Source organism: Campylobacter sp. LMG 7929 (assembly GCF_024723595.1).
Taxonomy (GTDB): Bacteria; Campylobacterota; Campylobacteria; order Campylobacterales; family Campylobacteraceae; genus Campylobacter_D.
The window spans coordinates 41,513-60,971 of the sequence record NZ_JANQCY010000001.1; the positions used below are offsets into that span (position 1 = coordinate 41,513).

Below are 19,459 nucleotides of genomic sequence, written 5' to 3' on the forward strand. Positions count from 1 at the left end.
TGCCAAAAAGGCATCAAAAATTAGCAAGAATAACAAGTTTTAAACTCATATGCAGTTGGTCTAGCTTCTACAGGCCATACTTGGGTTTCAAATTTCATATGTTGATAATCATCAATAAACACATCACTCATAACAGGTTTTAAGAAAGCATTTTTTCTAATGAGTGCTTCTAAAGATCCTCTTAAAGTATGAGGTAATTGCTCTATACCTTTTTCTCTAATCTCATCTAGGGTTAGTGCAAATAAATTTTCATCCATAGGGCCAACCGGTATGGTTTTGTTTTTAATACCATCAAGTCCTGCCATAAGTAAGCTTGTAAAAGCTAGGTAAGGATTAGAAGTGCTATCAGGAAATCTAATTTCTACTCTTGCGCTTTTTTCGTTAATACCATAAGGAACGCGACAACTTGCAGAGCGATTTTGACAAGAATAAGTTAAAATGCAAGGTGCTTCAAAACCTGGAACTATTCTTTTATAGGAATTTGAGCTAGGATTGGTAAATGCGGCAACACTTCTTGCATTAGCTAAAATTCCACCGATGTAATTAATCGCACATTCGCTTAATTTTCCATAGCCTTCTTTATCATAGAATAAATTTACTCCATCTTTCCAAAGACTCATATGTACATGCATACCACTTCCATTATCTCCATAGAGTGGCTTTGGCATAAAGGTTGCTGTTTTTCCATTTAAATGTGCTACCATTTTTACTACATATTTGTAAATTTGTACATTATCAGCAGCTTCAACTAAATTTCCAAATTCTACACCAATCTCAGCTTGTCCTTGTGCTACTTCATGGTGATGTACGAAAGTTTTTAAACCCACTCTTTCTAAAACTTGCACCATTTCAGCTCTAATATCTATACTAGAATCAATAGGACTTACAGGAAAATATCCGCCTTTATTTCTTGGGCGATGTCCGCTATTGTAACTATCTGTGAAATCTTTATTATCATTCCATTCACCTTCTTCAGTATCTACTTCATATTTTGCACAATGAGAAGAATCAACTATTTTTACATTATCAAAAATAAAAAATTCATTTTCAGGACCAAAATAAGCTGTATCGGCGATATTGCTTGTACTTAAGTGTTGCATTGCTTTTTTGGCAATACTTCTTGGACATTTTTCATACATTTGATCTTTATAAATATCATATACATCACAAATTACTATGATAGTAGGATCTGCTGTAAATGGATCTAAGAATGCGCTTTCTACATCAGGTTTTAAAATCATATCCGATTTTTCTATAGGTTGCCAACCGTGTAAAGAGCTTGCATCAAAAGGAATTCCATTTTCAAAAGTTTTATCATCAATTGCTTTTATATTGTAAGTAATATGGTGCCAAGTGCCTATCATATCAGTAAATCTAAAATCAACAAATAAAACCTCATGTTCTTGACAATAACTAAAAAACTCACCAATGTTATTTACAAACTTACCCATTTCCTCTCCTTTTTAATAGGTATTAATTTATTTTTTAAGATTGTAGTATATTTTTATTAAATTAAGTTTAAATTAATATTTTTTTTATGGTCAAATACAAAAAAATATTAATTTATATAATTAATTAACAAAATTAATATTGGTTTATATTTTTTTATAATATAATTTCACATTAGTTTTTTATATTAAAAAGGTGTAAAAATGACTCAAGAAGAATTAGATGCTTTAATGAATAGCACTGAAGATTTAGATCTTGATTCTGTAGAAGAAACAGAAACAAAGCCTGAAACAGAGTATGAAGATGAGGAAAAAAATAAACAAATTGTTGATGCAATGATTAATGGTGATTATAAAGCAAGAGCAGATATGGCATGGCCACCACCACCACCTAGCAAAGAACATAAAGTTGTGCATCAGCTTGATGATGTTACAAGAGATAGTGAAATCAAAGCTACTGAAATGATGGAAAAGTTAGAAATTATTAATGATTTCTTTGCAAATTCAGAAAATGAGCTTTGTGTAATTAGTGATGCTCTGAATAAAAATATAGAAATTTTTGAAAAGCTAAATGCAAAATTTCCTAATGTTGTAAGCTTTAAAGAAGCCATAGAAACTAACAATAATGCTAAAAATATTATAGATGAAATCACGGGTTGTTTGCAAACTGGACAAGATGAAGTTATGATGGCAATGGATGCTATGCAATACCAAGATATTCACCGTCAAAAAATCGAACGTGTTATTAATGTTATGAGAGCTTTAAGTAGATATATGAGTAGTTTATTTGAAGGTAAAATTGATGATGAAAAACGCGTGGGATCTGCTGTGCATATCGAAGGAGATACAACTGCAGATGTTGTAAGCAATGATGATATTGAGGCATTAATCGCAAGTTTAGGCAAAAAATGATTATTCCTGAAATAGTAGCTCCTGTGGGAAATTTTACAAAATTAAAAATAGCGTTGGCTTATGGAGCTGATGCTGTTTATGCGGGAGTGAGTAATTTTTCATTAAGAGCAAGAACTGCTAGAGATTTCAATTATGAAACTTTTAAAGAGGCTATTGATTATACTCATACAAGAGGAAAAAAAATTTATGTAACCATTAATGGTTTTCATTTTAGTTCACAAATTGAAGGTTTAAAAAGGCATATTTTAAAATTAAAAGAAATGAAACCTGATGCTTTTATAGTAGCTTCTGTAGGTGCTATGCGTTTAGTTAAAGAACTTGCACCTGAAATCAATCTTCATGTATCCACTCAAGCTAATATTTTAAACTATTTAGACGCTCAAGTCTATAAAGACATGGGAGCTAAGCGTGTTGTTATAGCAAGAGAGCTTGGCTTAAAAGATGCAAAAGATTTGAAAAACAATTGTGATATCGAGCTTGAAAGTTTTGTGCATGGCTCTATGTGCTTTGCATATTCTGGTAGATGTTTAATAAGCTCAGTACAAAGTGGACGCATGAGCAATCGTGGTTCTTGCGCAAATGATTGTAGATTTAATTATGAGCTTTATGCGAAAAATCCAGAGACAAATACACTTTTTAGATTAGAAGAAGATGAAAATGGCACACATGTATTTAATTCTAAAGATTTAAATTTAAGCTCATATATTCAAAAGATTATGCAAGAAAATTGTATTCATGCTTTTAAAATAGAAGGAAGAACAAAAAGTGAGTATTATGTAGCTTTAACTACAAGAACATATAAAATGGCAGTGCAAGATGTATTGGAAGACACTTTTGATGCTGCTAAATATGAAAAAGAAATCCATACTTTAAAACACAGAGGCTTTACGGATGGATATTTAGTCTCAAGAGCTTATGAAAAAACCGACTCTATTAATCACAATACAAGCATAGAAGAAGGAACTCATCAAGTGCATGCTATTAGTGAAGATGGTGAGTTTTTTAAATGTAAAGGCAAGATAGAATTAAACAAAGAGTATGAAATTTTAGCTCCGGTTAATTCTAATATAGAATTAGGAGAAAATAAACTAGGTTTAATCTATGAAAATGATGGTAAGAAATTTATAGTTTTTAAGCAATTATTGGCCAAAAATAATAAAGAATTTAGTGAAATTCATAGTGGTAATGAAAATGAAATTACTTTACCGTTTAAGCTTCCAGAATTTAGCTTTTTAAGAAGGAGTGTTGAATGAAATTTGTTTCTATATTGATGGGAAGTAAGAGTGATTATGATGTAGTGAAAGAAGCTTTGGGAATTTTGGAAAAATTTGATGTTAAATATGAAATTTTAATCACTTCAGCACACAGAAGTCCTCAAAGAACCCAAGAATACATCAAAAATGCCGAAGAAAAAGGTGCAAAAGTATTTATTGCAGCAGCAGGTATGGCAGCACATTTAGCAGGAGCTGTTGCAGCACATACAACAAAACCTGTTTTAGGCATACCTATGCCAGGAAGTAATTTAGCAAGTATGGACTCTTTATTTTCTACTGTGCAAATGCCAAGTGGAATTCCTGTCGCAACTTTGGCTATAGGTAAAGCAGGGGCTATTAATGCAGCTTATTTAGCTGTACAAATTTTAGCTATAGAGGATGAATCTTTAGCACAAAAATTATTAGAAGATAGAAAAAAACAACAAGAAAAATTAATTCAAGATTCTAGTACAATTGAAGTTTTTCTTTAAGGAGTATTTATGCAAACTTACTTGAAGTTAAAAGAATTTTGTCAATTAGTGCATTTATCTGAAGATGTTGTAAAAGGAATGATGGCAAATGGTGCTTTAAATTTCAAAGAAGAAGAGGGTGAAATTTATATTGAGGCTAATCAAGGAACATTTAGTGTGGTTCCAACAAGCTCAAAGCAACCTGCTATGGTAAATTCTATGACTTTAGCAGGAGAAAGTTTTGTAGAAAAAACCATAGGAACTATTTTAAACTTACACGAAAAAGTTCTTGATGCTAAAGATGAGACCTTAGAAGCTTTAAAGGGTGAGAATAAATTTTTAAAAGATGCTCTTTATTCTATGCAAGAACTTTATGATGAAGATAGAAAAACCATAGAAAATCTTAACGAGCAACTCAAATATGCGCGCAATGAAGTGGAATTTCTAAAAAGAAAATATAAAATGATGTGGAATAAAACAGTAGAGTTATATGCAAATTCACCTGAAAAGCCAGAAGAAATAAAGGAAGAAAAATGACTTTTTCTCAAATGATATTAAACTTACAAGAATTTTGGCAAAAACAAGGTTGTACCATTATGCAACCTTATGATTTTCCATCAGGTGCAGGGACTTTTCACCCTGCAACTTTTTTAAGAAGTTTGGGTAAAAAACCTTGGGCAGCTGCTTATGTAGCACCAAGTAGAAGACCAACTGATGGAAGATATGGTGAAAATCCTAATAGACTAGGTGCTTATTATCAATTTCAAGTTTTGATTAAACCAAGCCCTGATAACATCCAAGAATTATATTTAAAAAGTTTAGAAAATTTAGGTTTTGATTTAAAATCACATGATATTCGTTTTGTTGAGGATAACTGGGAGAGTCCAAGTTTAGGTGCTTGGGGTCTGGGTTGGGAAGTTTGGCTTGATGGCATGGAAGTAACACAATTTACTTATTTTCAACAAGTTGGCGGTATAAGCGTAGATTTAGTAAGTGCTGAAATTACCTATGGCTTAGAAAGACTCGCAATGTATTTGCAAGATGTAGATAATGTATATGACATAGTTTGGAATGAATTTAACGGTGAAAAAATTACTTATAAAGATGTTCATAAGCAAGGTGAGTTTGAATTTAGTAAATATAATTTTGAAGTAAGTGATGTTAAAACTTTAAATGTGCAATTTGAAAATGCCTATAATGAGTGTAAGAATGCATTAGAAGCAAAGCTTGCTTTACCCGCGTATGATTATTGTATGTTAGCAGCGCACACTTTTAATTTGCTTGATGCAAGAGGAGCTATTTCAGTAACTCAAAGACAAGACTTTATGCTTAAAATTAGAGAATTATCTAAAAATTGTGCTTTGGTGTATAAAGAAAGTTTAGATGAAAATTAAAGAAATTTATGATTATTTGAATACTATTAGCCCATTTAGTACGCAAAGTTCATGGGATAATAGTGGCCTATTACTTGGAACTTTAGATCAAGAAATAAATCAAATTTATCTTGCTCTTGATGTGGATATGCATTTAATTGAAAATGCACGTGAAAATTCACTTTTTATAGTTCATCATCCTTTGATTTTTAAAGGTTTAAAAAACTTAAGCGGGGTGTTTTATCCGCAAAATATTCTTACTAAAATGATACAAAAAAACATAGCTTTAATTGCTATGCACACGAATTTTGACTTAAGTCATTTAAATGCTTATTTTGCTCGTGAAATTTTAGGTTTTAAGATTAAAGAACAAAATGAGTTTTTAATTTATTGTGATGTTGATTTTAAATTTAGTGATTTAATTAATCATGTGAAAAAAAGTTTAAAGCTTGATTGTATAAGAGTTGTAAATGCAGGTAATGAGAAAATTAAAACTTTAGCAATATGTACAGGCAGTGGAGGAGATTTAATTTCTAGTATTAAGGCAGATTGCTTTTTAAGTGGAGATTTTAAATATCATCAAGCTTTGGAAAGTTATCATAATAAACTTAGTTTGATTGATATAGGACACTATGAAAGCGAATCTTGTTTTGGTAAAATTTTAGCAAAAGATTTGCAAAAATTTCATTTAGAAGTTATAATATCAGTTTCAAAAAATCCATTTCAATATTTTTAAGGAAAATTTCAATGAGTAAATATTTAGAACAACTTATAGCTTTATCGCAAATTGATAAAGAACTTGATGGTTTTGCAAATAAAGTAGAAGATGCTACAAAAGATTTAAAAGAAAAACGCAATTTACTTGATAAAACAGAAGAAGAAATTGCAGGTTTTGAGAAAGATATTAAAGATATAGAAAATCAAAAAATTCAAAACAACAATCATATTGCAGAATTTGGTGTAAAAATAAAAGAAATAGCCAAAAAAAGTGCAGCAGTAAAAACTGAAAAAGAAGCAAATGCTTTAAAAATTGAAGAGGATATAGCCAAAGAACAACTTGATGCAGCAAATGAAGAAATTGAAAGATTGGATAAAATTTTAGAAAATAAAGAAAAGTTTATACAAGAATTGCAAGCTAAAAGAAGCGAACTTGAAAATGAAGTGGATCAAATCGATGCTCAAACTAAAACTGTTTTAGTGGATATTGAAAAAGAAAGATTACAAATTTATGATAAAAAGGTAAAATTAGTAGGTGAAATAAATCAAAAAGTTTTAACTTTTTATGAAAAAATTAGAAAATGGGCGGGAAATACTGCAGTAGTTCCTGTAAAAAAACATGCTTGTTATGGCTGTTTTATGAGAATTTATGATAAAACTTATTTGGCTGTTTTAAAAGGTGATGAAATCATAACTTGCCCACATTGTGGAAGAATTTTATACAAAGAAAAAGAAGAAAATCAAAATTGATTTTTTTTTATTATATTTTTGCTGTGATTATATATATAATTGCAGCTCCTTTTTTATTGATTTTAAGTTTTTGTAAGGAAAAGTATAAAATATCATTAAAATCAAGATTCTTTCTTTACAAAAATTTAAGGCAAAAACAAGGTGATGTGTATTTTCATGCTTGTTCTTTTGGTGAAATTAAAAGCCTTATTCCTTTAATAAAACTTTTTCCAGCTTGTAAAATTTCAACCATAACTCAAACTGGTTTTAGTGAAGCTTTAAAATATTCTAAAAAAGTAAATTTTTTCCCTTTTGAGATTTTTGTACCTTTTTGGATGAGACCTTGTAAAGTTTTGGTTATTTTTGAAGCAGAGCTTTGGCTTATGCTTGTGTTTATGGCTAAATTTTATAATGCAAAAGTTGTTTTATTAAATGCTAGAATTAGCGATAGATCTTTAAAAAACTATAAGCGTTTTAGCTTTTTTTATCGTTTGATTTTTAAATATATTGATGTTGTGTTTGCACAAAGTCAAAAAGACAAAGAAAGATTAGAATGCTTGGGCGCTAAAAATGTTATAGCATATAAAAATATCAAAGCTAATATAAAACAAGAACAAGTGAAAAACTATTCCAAGCCCAAAGTTAGGATTATTATATTTGCTAGTACACATGAAAATGAAGAACGATTATTACTTAATGAAATTAATTTAGAAGAAAACGATAAATTGATTATCGCCCCAAGACATCCAGAGCGTTTTGGCGAGGTTGAGGGAATTTTAAAAGATTTTTGTCAAAAAAACCACTATAATATGCAAAAATTTTCAGACTTTACTTTAAGCGAAAATAATTTTGCAAATTTTTTTAATGCCAAATGTTTGTTGCTAGATACTTTAGGTGAGCTAGAAAGTTTTTATAAGATTAGTGATGTGGTTTTTTTATGCGGCTCTTTTGTAGATAATATAGGTGGGCATAATCCTATAGAGGCAGCTAGATGGAATAATGTTATTATCTCAGGGAAATATTATTTTAATCAAGAAAGTTTATATCAAGAAGTTGATGGTTTGTATATTTGTGAGAGTGCAAAAGATATAAATGTTTTTTTAAAGCAAAAATTACCACAAGCACAACTTAAAGAACAAAGTGATTTAAATGAAATTATATTAAGCATAAAAGAAGGTTTAGATGCAAGAAAAAGCTTATAAATTGCTTGCAATGCAAGAAAAAATTTCTAATAACACAGCAAAGGATTTGATTGACAAAGGCTGTGTTTTTGCTATGGGTAAAAAGGTTGTTATAGCTAGAGCTTTAATGAGTTCTAAAACAAGATTTGTTGTGCAAAAAATAAAAAAAGCAAAAATACTTTTTGAAGATGATAAAATCATAGCTTTAAATAAGCCTTATGGAGAGATTAGTGAGAATTTAGAAGGTATTTATAATGCTAAATTAATCAATAGACTTGATAAGGAAACAAGTGGAGTTTTACTTTTAAGTAAAGATGAGGAATTTAGACTAAAATGCATTCAAGAATACAAAAAACAAAATGTTTATAAAAGTTATTTAGCTATTGTTGATGGAGTGATTGCTGAAGAACTTGAAATTTGTGAAAAAATAACTACTATAAAAAATAAATCCGGAGCTTTTAGTAAAATCGATAAATTTGGCTTAGAAGCTCATACTCAGGTTATACCTTTAATGGTAAATGCTAAAAAAACCTTAATAAAAGCAGTCATTAAAACAGGTAGAACACATCAAATTAGAGTGCATTTAAATCATATAAAACATGGTATTATAGGTGATGAAAAATATGCAAAAATTAGCTCTTCTAGAATGTATTTGCATTCATATGAAACGCATATTTTTGATTATCAATTTAAAGCCTTACTTGATGAGAGCTTCAATACTTATGGTTTTGAAATAAAAAATTTAAATTTTTAAAGGCGTTTAAAGCTAAAAGGGTTTATAATTTAGCTTTTTAAAATTTTAATAAAGGGAAAATAAAGTGTTTGAAATAGTTAGTGAGTCATTTAAATCCGCAGTTAATAAACTTCGTTTTGTTGATGATGAAAAAGCTTTAAAAAATGCTCTTGACACTTTAAAAAAAGCCCTTTTAAAAGCAGATGTACATCATAAAGTTACTAAAGAATTACTTACTTTAGTAGAAAATGATGTAAAAATTAATGGTATAGGTCAAAAACAATTTTTAGACTCAATTAAGAAAAATTTAGAAGAAATTCTTAGTGTTAAAGGTAAAAATCAAGGTTTTGTATTTGCTAGTAAGCCACCTACGGTTGTTTTGATGTGTGGTTTACAAGGTGGTGGTAAAACTACTACTACGGTAAAAATTGCTAATTATTTAAAGTTAAGAAATAAAAAAGTACTAATTGCTGCATGTGATTTGCAAAGATTAGCTGCAGTAGAACAGCTAAGACAACTCACTCAAGCTAATGAGCTTGATTTATTTTTCATAGAAAATGAAAGCAATCCTTTAAATGTTGCTAAACAAGCTTTGGAAAAAGCAAAAAATTCTATGTATGATGTTTTGCTTGTAGATACTGCCGGCCGTTTAGCAATTGATACGGCTTTGATGAATGAGCTTAAAGATGTAAAAGCTATTTTAAATCCTGATGAAGTATTTTATGTAGCTGATGCTATGAGTGGTCAAGATGGAGTTAAAACAGCAAGTAGTTTTAATGAGGCTTTAGAAATTACAGGGGTTATTTTAAGTAAATTTGATGCAGATACTAAAGGTGGTGTTGCGCTAGGCATAGCAAAACAAATTGGTGTACCTTTAAGATTTATTGGTGTTGGTGAGAAAGTAGCTGATTTAGAAGTATTTATCCCTGATAGAATTGTTAATCGTATCATGGGCGAGGGTGATTTAGCGACTTTGGCTGAAAAAACTGCAACCATTATTGATGAAAAAGAAGCAAAAAAACTTAATAAGAAAATTAAAAAAGGTGAATTTAATTTTAATGACTTTTTAAATCAAATGGAAAGTGTTAAAAAACTTGGTAGTATGAAATCAATCATTGGTATGATACCTGGTTTATCATCTATGGCAGCAAATATTAAAGATATTGATTTGGATAATTCTAAAGAAATTATTCATATTAAGGCAATGATTTCATCAATGACACCAAAAGAAAGAGAAAATCCTGATTTGTTAAATAACGCAAGAAAGCGTCGTATTGCAGAGGGTGCTGGTTTATCTCAAATGGAAGTAAATCGCTTTTTAAAACAATTTAGTAATGCAGCTAAGTTGGCAAAGAAATTTTCAAACAAAAAAGGAATGGAAAACTTTATGAATATGTTGCAGCAAGCTAAAAGACCGCAATAATTAAAGCTTTTTTATGGATATATGAGTTAAAATATCTATAACAAAATTTTAATTTTTTTAGGAGTATTAAAATGACAGTAATCAGACTTACAAAAATGGGACGTAAAAAAAGACCATTTTATCGTATAGTTGTAACTGATAGTAGAAAAAGACGCGATGGTAGCTGGATAGAAAGCATTGGATATTACAATCCTATGGTTGAACCTGAAGTGGTAAAATTTGATGCTGAGCGTTTAGCTTATTGGAAAAGCGTAGGTGCTAAATTAAGCGATAGAGTAGCAGCTATTACAAGCAAATAAAAATGGTTGAGAATTTTTTAAGAGAATACGCAAAATTAATTGTTGATTTTCCTGAAAAAGTTGATATACAAAGACAAAATTTAGAAAATAATTTTGCTGAAATTATCATTTATGTCGATCCATCTGATACTGGTAAGTTGATCGGAAAAAATGGAAAATTAATCAACGCAATAAAAACAGTCATTATGGCTTACAAAGTTAAAGATGCAACTTCATATCGTATAACGGTAAAAGCCATTGAAGAATGATTTGATCCAAGTTGCTAAACTTGGGAAAAGTGTTGGTTTAAAAGGTTATGTAAAATTACATAATCTTAGTGATTTTTATGAGCAGTTTAAAATAGGTGCTAAATTTTTTGATATTAATCAAAAAATTTACACCATAAAGGCTTTTGATAAAACTAGATCTTTAGTTCTATTTGAAGGTTTTGAGAGTGTTGAAGCTGCCAAAACCTTAACTAATATTACTCTTTTTCAAACTATTGAAGCTACAAAAGAAATTTGTAAATTAAAAAAAGATGAGTATTTTTATTTTGATATAATTGGATGTGATATTATTGAAAATGAGCAAAAATTAGGTGTAGTTGAAGACATTTTAGAAAATGGAGCAGGATTTTTATTTTGTATAAAATGTGATGAAAAACTACAGACAAAGGTTAAAAACTTTTATATTCCTTATGTTAATAAATATATTCAAAAAGTTGATGTAGAAAATAAAAAAATATTCACGCAATCTGCTTTAGATATTTTAGAAAATTCATGAAATATACTTTTGTAAGTTTATTCCCAGAGCTTATTGAGCCTTATTTTCAAACTTCTATTTTAGCAAGGGCAAAAGAAAAAGGGATATTAGAATTTGCTTTTGTTAATCCTAGAAGTTTTACCACAAACAAGCACTTTAAAGTAGATGATTATAAAATAGGAGGAGGCGCAGGGCTTTTGTTGCAAGCTCAGCCTTTGTATGATTGCTTAAGGCATATTAAAAAGCAAGATAAAAATGTTCATTTTGTTTTTCTTTTGCCTTGCGCTAAGACTTTTAAACAAGCTGATGCTAAAAGATTAAGTAAGAAAGATCATGTTTGCTTTGTAAGTAGTAGATATGAGGGTTTGGATGAGCGCATTGTGGAAGAATTTGCTAATGAGGTATTTTCTATAGGTGATTTTATACTTACAGGTGGAGAGTTAGCGTCTTTGGTGATGTGTGATGCTATTAGCAGAAATATTCAAGATGTTCTTGGAAATAGCGAAAGCTTAAGTGAAGAAAGTTTTGAAAATGACTTATTAGAAGCCCCATCGTTTTCTAAGCCTTTTATTTTTGAAAAGGAAAATAAAAAATTTTATGTGCCTTCAGAGTTTTTAAAGGGAAATCACGCTAAAATCACAGCTTTAAAAACTACTTTGGCGTCTTGCAAAACGAAATATTTTCGTCCTGATTTGTATCAAAAGCATGAACGCAAATTTTAAGGAATATCGTTATGAAAAATAAATACATTGAGCAATTTGAGCAAAAACAAATTGAAGGTAAAAATGTTCCAGAATTTCGTGCTGGAGATACTTTAAGACTTGCTATTCGCATTAAAGAAGGCGATAAAACAAGAATTCAAAATTTTGAAGGTATTTGTATAGCACGTAGAGGAAATGGTGTAGATGAAACTTTCATCGTACGTAAAATTGGTGCTAACAATGTAGGCGTTGAAAGAATTTTCCCTATTTATAGTGAAAGTTTAGAAAGTATTACAGTATTAAGAAGAGGTCGTGTACGCCGTGCTAGATTATTCTACCTAAGAGATAGAAGAGGTAAGGCTGCTCGTATTAAAGAACTTAAAAAATAAAAGTGAAATTTAGAACTCAAATATATGAAGTAATTTCCTGGGAACAAGAAATTCAAAATGGCATAAATATATCTAAGAAAATAGAAAATGCTTATGCCAAAGAAATCTGCATAACTATGTCAAAAGATAGCTTTATGAAAGATCATAAAGCACCTTTTGATATTACCATACAAGTGTTAAAAGGCTCCATTGATTTTGGAGTTTTAAATCAACAAATTCTACTTAAAACGCTAGATAGTATAAGTTTAAAAGCTCATGAGATTCATAATCTTTTAGCGCTAGAAGATTCTATAGTACGCTTAACTTTGTATAAGCAAGATAGTCTTGAACGTGTTGAAAGTGTTTTAAAATCTTAATTTAAGCCTCATTTTGTATAATTTTAGCTTACTAAAATGAGGAAGTTAAGCTATGAAATGGACTAAAGATTCTTGGAAAAATTATAAAATTCAGCAACAACCGCAATATCCTGATGAAAATGAATTGCAAGAAGTTGTTAAAAAATTAGAAAAATTACCACCGCTTGTTTTTGCAGGCGAGGTGGATAAATTAAAAAAATCCCTTGCTAAGGTTGTAAATTCTCAAGCATTTTTACTCCAAGGAGGAGATTGTGCGGAGAGTTTTGTAAATTTTGGCGCTGATAATATAAGAGATATGTTCAAAGTTATGCTTCAAATGGCTATAGTGCTTACTTTTGCAGGATCTTGCCCTATAGTTAAAGTAGGGCGTGTTGCAGGGCAGTTTGCAAAGCCAAGAAGTAGTGATTTTGAAGAAATTGAAGGAGTAAAGCTTCCAAGTTATCGTGGGGATATTATCAATGGTTTTGAATTTAATGAAAAATCAAGAATAGCTGATCCTAAAAGAATGCTAGAAGCGTATTATCAAAGTGCTACAACTTTAAATTTATTAAGAGCTTTTTCAAGAGGTGGTTTAGCGGATTTAAGAGTAGTGCATAAGTGGAATTTGGGTTTTTTAAAAAAGGCAGAGCTTGGGAGAAAATATGATGAACTTAGTGAAAAAATCACTCAAGCCTTAGCTTTTATGCAAGCTTGTGGTATCACTGATACTCCAAATCTTTCTCAAACAGCCTTTTATACTTCTCATGAAGCCTTGCTTTTACCTTATGAAGAGGCTTTAACTAGGGTAGATAGTTTAAGCGGGGAAATTTATGATTGTTCAGCACATATGCTTTGGATAGGTGAGCGTACTAGAAAAGCAGATGAAGCACATGTGCATTTTTTAAGTGGAGTGAAAAATCCACTTGGTGTTAAGCTTAGTGCTAATTATGATTTAGATGAGATTAAAAAGTTAGTAAGTATTTTAAATCCGCATAATGAAGCAGGAAGATTAAATTTCATTATTCGTATGGGATGTGATAAGATAGAAAATGCCTTGCCAAAATTATTTAAAGAGTTAAAACAAGAAGGATTTAATATACTTTATAGCATAGATCCTATGCATGCAAACACAGTTAAATCAGGTAATTTTAAAACAAGAGAATTTGATAAAATCATTCAAGAAGTGCGTGCGTTTTTTGAAATAGCTATGAGTGAGGGAGTGTATCCTGGTGGGGTACATTTGGAAATGACAGGGCAAAATGTAACAGAATGTGTAGGAGGTTTTTTAAATATCACTCAAGAAGAACTTTCTAAACGTTATGAAACACAATGTGATCCAAGATTAAATGCTGATCAAGCTTTAGAATTAGCATTTATCATAGCAGACTTAGTTAAAAAGGCAAGAAAATGTTAAAATTTTATGGTATTAAAAATTGCAATAGTGTTAAAAAAGCTATGGATTATTTAAATTCTAAGCAAATTGAATTTGAATTTTTAGATATTAAAAAGCTAGATGAGGAAACTTTAGATTTTTGGCTTAGTAAAAGAAGTGTTTTAGAGCTTGTAAATACAGCGGGTATGAGTGCTAGAAAATTAGGCTTAAATAAAGAAAAACTTCAAAATTTAAACCAAGATGAAATTAAAGCAATGATTTTAGAAAGTCCAACACTCATAAAACGCCCATTAATTGTAAAAGATGATGAAGTTTTTATAGCTAAAGAATATGAGAGTTTTTAATTAAATTTTCTCTCTTTGGTAGATTTTTTTAATTTTCACATCTAAATTATGAACAAATTTAAATAAAGCTGGCACTACTAAAAGTGTAAGTAAGGTTGAACTAATAAGACCAAATATAATAGCAATGGCCATAGGAGAATTTCCTTCAAAACCAGAACCCCTTGAAAGTGCTAGTGGAAGCATGGAAAAAATCATCGCAAAAGTTGTCATTAAAATGGCTCTTAAACGACTTTTTCCTGCATAAATTAGTGCTTTTTCTACTTCCATACCTTCATCGCATTTTTTATTAGCTACATCTACTAATAATATAGCATTTTTTCCTACCATTCCAAAAAGCAAAATAATAGCCACAAGTACAAATAAAGAAAAGTGATTTCCTGTGATAAAAATTCCAAAACAAGCTCCACCAAAAGCCAAAGGCATGCTTATCATGATGATTAAAGGAAGTATTAAACTTGAATACAAAGAAGCAAGGATTAAATAAATCAAAATCATTCCCAAAGATATAGAAAACAAAAATCCACTAATGGTATCATCTAAAAAGTCCAAAAAACCAGAATAAGCAAAAGATAGGTTGTTTTTTCCTAAAATATAAGCTAAATTGGACTCAAAAATTTTTCTTACTTCACCCAAAGAAATGTTTTCTATGCTTGAAGTGAGTTTTATACTAGTAGTTTTATTGTGTCTGTTAATTAAAGAAAGATCTTTTTTATAAGAAAAGCTAGCAATACTAGTAAGTTTTATACTTTCATTGTTATGATTGTTAAGTTCTATTAGCTCTAAACTAGTTGGATTTTGCTTAAAAGCTTCATCAAAGCTAAGGATAATTTCATCTTTAAAATTTTTATAATCCATATTTCCAACGCTTAAATTTCCAAAGGAATAAGCCAAGACATAAGCAAGTTCTTGAGGGTTAATACCAAGTTTGGCAGCTTTTTCTCTATTGATATTAATAGCAATTTCTTCTTTTAAATCCCCTTCATTATCATCTATAGCAACAAAGCCTTCGTGTTTTGAAAACACTTCTTTCATTCTATTAATAGCTTCTTTTATTAGCTTTAAATCATCACCTAAAATTTGAATTTGAACTGGATCTTCAATACCTGCTCCTTCTATTTTAGGGAGTTCTAAAACTTTTATCTTTAAGTCTTCATAGGAGTTTAATTTTTCTTGAAAAAGGCTAATAAGCTTAGGTTGTCTGAATTTTCTTTCATTTAAAGATTTTAATTTTACATAAATTTTTGCTTTTTTAATTTCTTTTGCGTCATTGTATCCTATAAGTAAATATGCATAAGCAACACTTGGATCTTGCTTTATATTTTCATATACTTTTAAACTTTTTTCTTTCATAGCTTCTAAAGATAAGTCGTTTTTGCTTTCTAATAAAACTTGTATTTCACTATCTTCTTCTATAGGTAGAAAATCTAAGCCTATTTTAGGAGCTAAAGAAAAACATAAAATAATTACAACAAGCGTTGATAGGATAAATTTAATTTTATTAGCTAAAACTTTATAAAGTAGCTTTTCATAAAATAAGTCAAGTTTTATAAATAAAAATTCACTTTTTTTATAAAATGTGCTTTCGCTAGTATTTAAAAATCTAGCACTTAAGGTAGGTATTAAAAATACACTTACAAGATAGCTTATAATCACACCAGAAGCAACGCTAGTAGCTAATACATTAAAAAATAAACCAGGAACTGAATTCATATAAGCAATAGGTATAAACACGCATAATAAAACTGCACTAATGCTTAAGACACTAAAGCCTATTTCTTTGATCCCTTCAAATGAAGCTTGTAAAGGAGGGAGTGTTTTTGCTTTTTTGGCTATACTTTCAATGATGACTATAGCATCATCTATAAAAATTCCTATACTTAAAGTAAGAGCTATGATGGTTAAGCGATTAATATCATAACCTAAAAGATTAATGAGAAAAAAACTAGAAATAATTGAAGTTGGTAAAACAATAAAAGCTAAAATAGTCGCGCTGATATTTCTTAAAAATACATACACTATTAAAAGTGTTAAAATCACGCCAAAAACCATATCAAAAATAACCTGATTGATATGTTTTAAGATGTTTTGGCTTTTATCATAAACTATTTTAATTTCTACCTCATTGCCTGCTATTGTTTGTAATGTTTTTAAAGAATTTTTGATATTTTCTATAACTTTTAAGGAGTTATAACCAGAAATTTTATTAAGCTCAAGTAATACCCCATCTTTTGTATCAAGTATTGCAAACTGCTTTTGATCTTCTAAGCCATAGCTAATATTTGCTATATCTTTTAAAAATATTCCACTAAAAATGCGTATATTTTCTAACTCTTTTAAATTTTGTGCTTCAAAATATCCTTTGATGGTGAAATTATCTTTTGAATTTTCAAACTCACCTAGATATTGTTTAAAATTATGACTTTGGATGATTTTAGCTACATCAAGTGCATTAATGTGGTATTTTTGCAAGGCATTAGGCAGGAGTTTGATTTGAACTTGTGGTTTTAAAAAGGCTATATCATTGATCGTTCCAACTCCTGAAATTTTTTGTAAAAATGGTTTTATATCATTGTCAATCTTACGCATAAGTTTTAAATGATCTTTGGAACTTAAAAATAATGATACAACAGATCCTGCATCAGGGGATATTTTTTCTAAGGTTGGCTTTGCTGGAAGATTAATAGTATTAAGTTTATCTCTAATATCATTTGCAGCTACTTCTAAGTTTTTGCCTAGTTCAAATTCAACAACAGAAATAGAAAAATTATTATAACTTGTAGAATTGATATTTTTTATCCCCTGTACATCTGAAATTGCATTTTCTATTTCTTTGGTTATTTTAGATTCTATGAATTTTAAATCCCCATTAGCGGTTGTGGTGATTTTAATCAAAGGAATATCTACTTTTGGATAAAGATTAATGGGCATACTAAAAATAGAAAAAATACCAAAAATCACTAAAGCGATAAAAAACATCAAAACAGCAATAGGATTATTAATAGCAAAACGATACAAGATTAATCCTTGGTGATGATTTTTCCTTCTCCAAAAGAACCTGGAGTAAAGTTTAAGGCCTCAACTTCTGCATAAATTTTTCGTGTTTTTATGTCTATACTTGGATAAATAAGTGTGATTTTGCCTTGGTATTCTTTTTCATTTGAGTCTATTTTATAAATAAAAATATCATCAATTTTTACCTTATCTTTAAATTTCTCATCAAAACTTAAAAGCAATTTTACTTTTGGATAAGAAAAAAAATCAAATAAAACATGAGAAATTCCCCTAGCTCCATCGCCTATGTCGATATATTTGTTAGAAATAATCCCATCATAAGGTGCTTTTAGAGTTTTTTTATCAATTAAGTCTTTGTAATGTTGTATATTTAAAAAGGCTTTTTGTTGCAAGCTTTGTGCTTTTTGAAACTCAAATAAAACATTTTCATAACTTTGCTTATCTACAACTTCTTGTACCTTTTTAAATTTTTCTAAAGAACTTTTAGCATGTTCTAGTGCAAGAGTGGCAAGTTTGTATTCATTTTGTGCTAATTTTAAGGCTATTTGCTCGCTAGAATCTTCAAGTTTAAGTAAAACTTGATCTTTTTTTACCTTATCATTAACATTCACATAAATTGCCTTAACTATACCAGCGCTTTGCAAGGATAATTTTGATTGATTTTGTGCAAGCACATCAAAACTAGCATAAATTTCTTCAGCTTTTAAAGTGAGTAGAGAAAATAAAATTAAAAATACTAATTTCATTCTAAAACCTTTGTTTTTATATCAATTCCAGCTGTAAAATAATACCTTGCTTTCGTGATTTCATATTCATTTTTAGCTAGTTCAAGCTGACTTTGACTTTTGTATTTTAATTCTAATGCATTTAGGTATTCTACATATGAGCAAAGTCCTGCAATGTATTTTTTCTCAATGGCCTCAAAAGCTAAATTAGCTGCTTTGAAACTTGCATTTAATGCTTTTATTTTAACTTTAGAAATTTCAATTTCTTGTAAAAGATTATCTAGTTCTATATTTACTTTTCTTTTAGTTTTTTCAAGCTCTAATTGAGTGATTTTACTTGTATATTTTTGAGCTTCTAAGGCTTTTTGATTAGCACCAAAATCAAAAATTTTCCACTCAAAAGCTAAAATAAAACGATTGCTTTGTCCATGTTCTTTTAAAAAGCTTTCGCTTGTTGATTTTAGCTCATGTGGTAATTTAGGATTATAGTTCATATCATAAAAACTAAAACTATTTTGTAAAAATATTTTTGGAAATAACTCAGCTCTAGCAGAGTCTATTTTTAAATTTTCTAAATTTAATTTTTCTTGCATAAGGGCTATTTCATAGCTTTTGTTTTTTTCTGCACTTGGTTCTTGTAAAATATTTTGAAAAGAAGGTGTAAAATGCGTTTTGCTAAGATTATAAATTTCATTTTTTAATTCATATAGTTTTAATTCATTTTGAGCCAATTCATAAGAGCTTAACTCAAATTTTGCTCTTATGCTCTCAAGCTCACTTTGGCTAGCAAGTCCAGCTTGGTAAAAATTTTCTAAGCGCTTGAGTTGATTTTGCAGAGTGATTTCTTTTTGTTTATCACTTGCTATAATACTTTCTAAACTAAGATAATTAAAATACAAAACACTAGCACTAAGCGCCATATAATTTGCCATGTTTTCTTTTTCAAGATGAGCAAGTTGTTTTAGACTTTGCATGCTAGCGATTTTTGCTTCTCTATTACCCCCATCAAAAAGTAAAAATTTAAGCGAAAGAGTACTCATTAGACTTTCTTGAGGTTCTATGATAAAGCGATCTTTGTTTGAGCCAAGATAAGAAACACCTAAATGTAAACTTGGCAAATAAGCATTTTGCACGTTTTCTTGTTCTAAAATACTTTTTGAAAATTGAAGTTGCTTTTGTAAGTAATTTTCATTGTTTAAACTTAAATCTATAAATTCTTTAAGATTATTAGCTAGTAAAAATAAAGGCAAGAAAAGTAAATATAAAATTTTCATTTTTAAA

General features: G+C 29.4%; 22 protein-coding genes. 18 read left to right on the forward strand and 4 right to left on the reverse strand.

Features of this window, described 5'->3' with window-relative positions; translation table 11 throughout:
- Window positions 1–20: 20 nt before the first annotated feature.
- Window positions 21–1,451, reverse strand: a complete 1,431-nt coding sequence (gene glnA / locus CAMP5118_RS00205) for a type I glutamate--ammonia ligase (protein WP_337216301.1) — start codon at window positions 1,449–1,451, stop codon at window positions 21–23.
- Window positions 1,452–1,652: 201 nt separating this feature from the next.
- Between glnA and CAMP5118_RS00210 the strand changes: the two genes are divergently transcribed.
- From CAMP5118_RS00210 to CAMP5118_RS00295, 18 genes are all read left to right on the forward strand, one after another.
- Window positions 1,653–2,360 (forward strand): protein phosphatase CheZ, encoded by a 708-nt coding sequence (locus CAMP5118_RS00210; RefSeq protein ID WP_263678746.1) that lies wholly within the window; start codon window positions 1,653–1,655, stop codon window positions 2,358–2,360.
- Window positions 2,357–3,613 (forward strand): peptidase U32 family protein, encoded by a 1,257-nt coding sequence (locus CAMP5118_RS00215; protein WP_263678745.1) that lies wholly within the window; start codon window positions 2,357–2,359, stop codon window positions 3,611–3,613. Before CAMP5118_RS00210 ends, CAMP5118_RS00215 begins: the two co-directional genes overlap by 4 nt.
- Entirely contained in the window at window positions 3,610–4,104 is a 495-nt protein-coding gene (gene purE, locus CAMP5118_RS00220; protein WP_263663130.1) for a 5-(carboxyamino)imidazole ribonucleotide mutase, read from the forward strand. Before CAMP5118_RS00215 ends, purE begins: the two co-directional genes overlap by 4 nt.
- A 9-nt stretch (window positions 4,105–4,113) precedes the next feature.
- Window positions 4,114–4,620 carry a DUF3972 domain-containing protein gene (locus CAMP5118_RS00225; protein WP_039668539.1) on the forward strand — a complete coding sequence of 169 codons (507 nt, stop codon included), beginning with the start codon at window positions 4,114–4,116 and terminating at the stop codon, window positions 4,618–4,620.
- Complete coding sequence (gene glyQ, locus CAMP5118_RS00230; RefSeq protein WP_337216302.1) at window positions 4,617–5,477, forward strand: glycine--tRNA ligase subunit alpha; 861 nt, start codon at window positions 4,617–4,619, stop codon at window positions 5,475–5,477. The genes CAMP5118_RS00225 and glyQ overlap by 4 nt, the downstream gene beginning before the upstream one ends.
- Window positions 5,467–6,192, forward strand: a complete 726-nt coding sequence (locus tag CAMP5118_RS00235; protein ID WP_337216303.1) for a Nif3-like dinuclear metal center hexameric protein — start codon at window positions 5,467–5,469, stop codon at window positions 6,190–6,192. Before glyQ ends, CAMP5118_RS00235 begins: the two co-directional genes overlap by 11 nt.
- A gap of 11 nt (window positions 6,193–6,203) precedes the next feature.
- On the forward strand, window positions 6,204–6,923 hold the full coding sequence (locus CAMP5118_RS00240; protein ID WP_149062431.1) for a zinc ribbon domain-containing protein: 720 nt from the start codon (window positions 6,204–6,206) through the stop codon (window positions 6,921–6,923).
- Window positions 6,920–8,104, forward strand: a complete 1,185-nt coding sequence (gene waaA, locus CAMP5118_RS00245) for a lipid IV(A) 3-deoxy-D-manno-octulosonic acid transferase (RefSeq protein WP_337216304.1) — start codon at window positions 6,920–6,922, stop codon at window positions 8,102–8,104. The genes CAMP5118_RS00240 and waaA overlap by 4 nt, the downstream gene beginning before the upstream one ends.
- A complete protein-coding gene (locus tag CAMP5118_RS00250; protein WP_337216305.1) occupies window positions 8,085–8,837 on the forward strand; it encodes a pseudouridine synthase family protein in 753 nt (250 codons plus the stop codon). Before waaA ends, CAMP5118_RS00250 begins: the two co-directional genes overlap by 20 nt.
- Before the next feature lie 64 nt (window positions 8,838–8,901).
- On the forward strand, window positions 8,902–10,239 hold the full coding sequence (ffh, locus tag CAMP5118_RS00255; RefSeq protein WP_263678739.1) for a signal recognition particle protein: 1,338 nt from the start codon (window positions 8,902–8,904) through the stop codon (window positions 10,237–10,239).
- 71 nt (window positions 10,240–10,310) lie between these two features.
- Complete coding sequence (gene rpsP, locus CAMP5118_RS00260) at window positions 10,311–10,538, forward strand: 30S ribosomal protein S16 (protein WP_012661702.1); 228 nt, start codon at window positions 10,311–10,313, stop codon at window positions 10,536–10,538.
- A 2-nt stretch (window positions 10,539–10,540) separates the two neighbouring features.
- Complete coding sequence (locus CAMP5118_RS00265; protein ID WP_012661701.1) at window positions 10,541–10,786, forward strand: KH domain-containing protein; 246 nt, start codon at window positions 10,541–10,543, stop codon at window positions 10,784–10,786.
- Window positions 10,776–11,300 (forward strand): ribosome maturation factor RimM, encoded by a 525-nt coding sequence (rimM, locus tag CAMP5118_RS00270; protein WP_337216306.1) that lies wholly within the window; start codon window positions 10,776–10,778, stop codon window positions 11,298–11,300. The genes CAMP5118_RS00265 and rimM overlap by 11 nt, the downstream gene beginning before the upstream one ends.
- Entirely contained in the window at window positions 11,297–12,001 is a 705-nt protein-coding gene (trmD, locus tag CAMP5118_RS00275; protein ID WP_263678737.1) for a tRNA (guanosine(37)-N1)-methyltransferase TrmD, read from the forward strand. Before rimM ends, trmD begins: the two co-directional genes overlap by 4 nt.
- Before the next feature lie 11 nt (window positions 12,002–12,012).
- A complete protein-coding gene (gene rplS / locus CAMP5118_RS00280; protein WP_012661698.1) occupies window positions 12,013–12,369 on the forward strand; it encodes a 50S ribosomal protein L19 in 357 nt (118 codons plus the stop codon).
- 2 nt (window positions 12,370–12,371) lie between these two features.
- The gene (locus tag CAMP5118_RS00285; RefSeq protein ID WP_233431003.1) at window positions 12,372–12,725 is read left to right on the forward strand and encodes a cupin domain-containing protein; all 354 of its coding nucleotides are present in this window, start codon (window positions 12,372–12,374) and stop codon (window positions 12,723–12,725) included.
- A 52-nt stretch (window positions 12,726–12,777) separates the two neighbouring features.
- Entirely contained in the window at window positions 12,778–14,118 is a 1,341-nt protein-coding gene (locus CAMP5118_RS00290; RefSeq protein WP_337216307.1) for a class II 3-deoxy-7-phosphoheptulonate synthase, read from the forward strand.
- Window positions 14,112–14,441: a Spx/MgsR family RNA polymerase-binding regulatory protein gene (locus CAMP5118_RS00295; protein WP_263668432.1), complete on the forward strand. Its 330-nt coding sequence runs from the start codon at window positions 14,112–14,114 to the stop codon at window positions 14,439–14,441. The genes CAMP5118_RS00290 and CAMP5118_RS00295 overlap by 7 nt, the downstream gene beginning before the upstream one ends.
- Here the strand turns inward: CAMP5118_RS00295 and CAMP5118_RS00300 are convergent, their stop codons facing one another.
- The 3 genes from CAMP5118_RS00300 to CAMP5118_RS00310 are packed head-to-tail and all read right to left on the reverse strand — an operon-like array spanning window position 14,442 to window position 19,452.
- Window positions 14,442–17,456, reverse strand: a complete 3,015-nt coding sequence (locus CAMP5118_RS00300) for an efflux RND transporter permease subunit (protein WP_337216308.1) — start codon at window positions 17,454–17,456, stop codon at window positions 14,442–14,444. It abuts the gene before it with no gap.
- 2 nt (window positions 17,457–17,458) lie between these two features.
- Window positions 17,459–18,199, reverse strand: coding sequence for an efflux RND transporter periplasmic adaptor subunit (locus CAMP5118_RS00305; protein WP_337216309.1), 741 nt, complete (start codon window positions 18,197–18,199; stop codon window positions 17,459–17,461).
- Window positions 18,196–19,452, reverse strand: a complete 1,257-nt coding sequence (locus tag CAMP5118_RS00310) for a TolC family protein (protein WP_337216310.1) — start codon at window positions 19,450–19,452, stop codon at window positions 18,196–18,198. The genes CAMP5118_RS00305 and CAMP5118_RS00310 overlap by 4 nt, the downstream gene beginning before the upstream one ends.
- Between the last annotated feature and the right edge of the window lie 7 nt (window positions 19,453–19,459).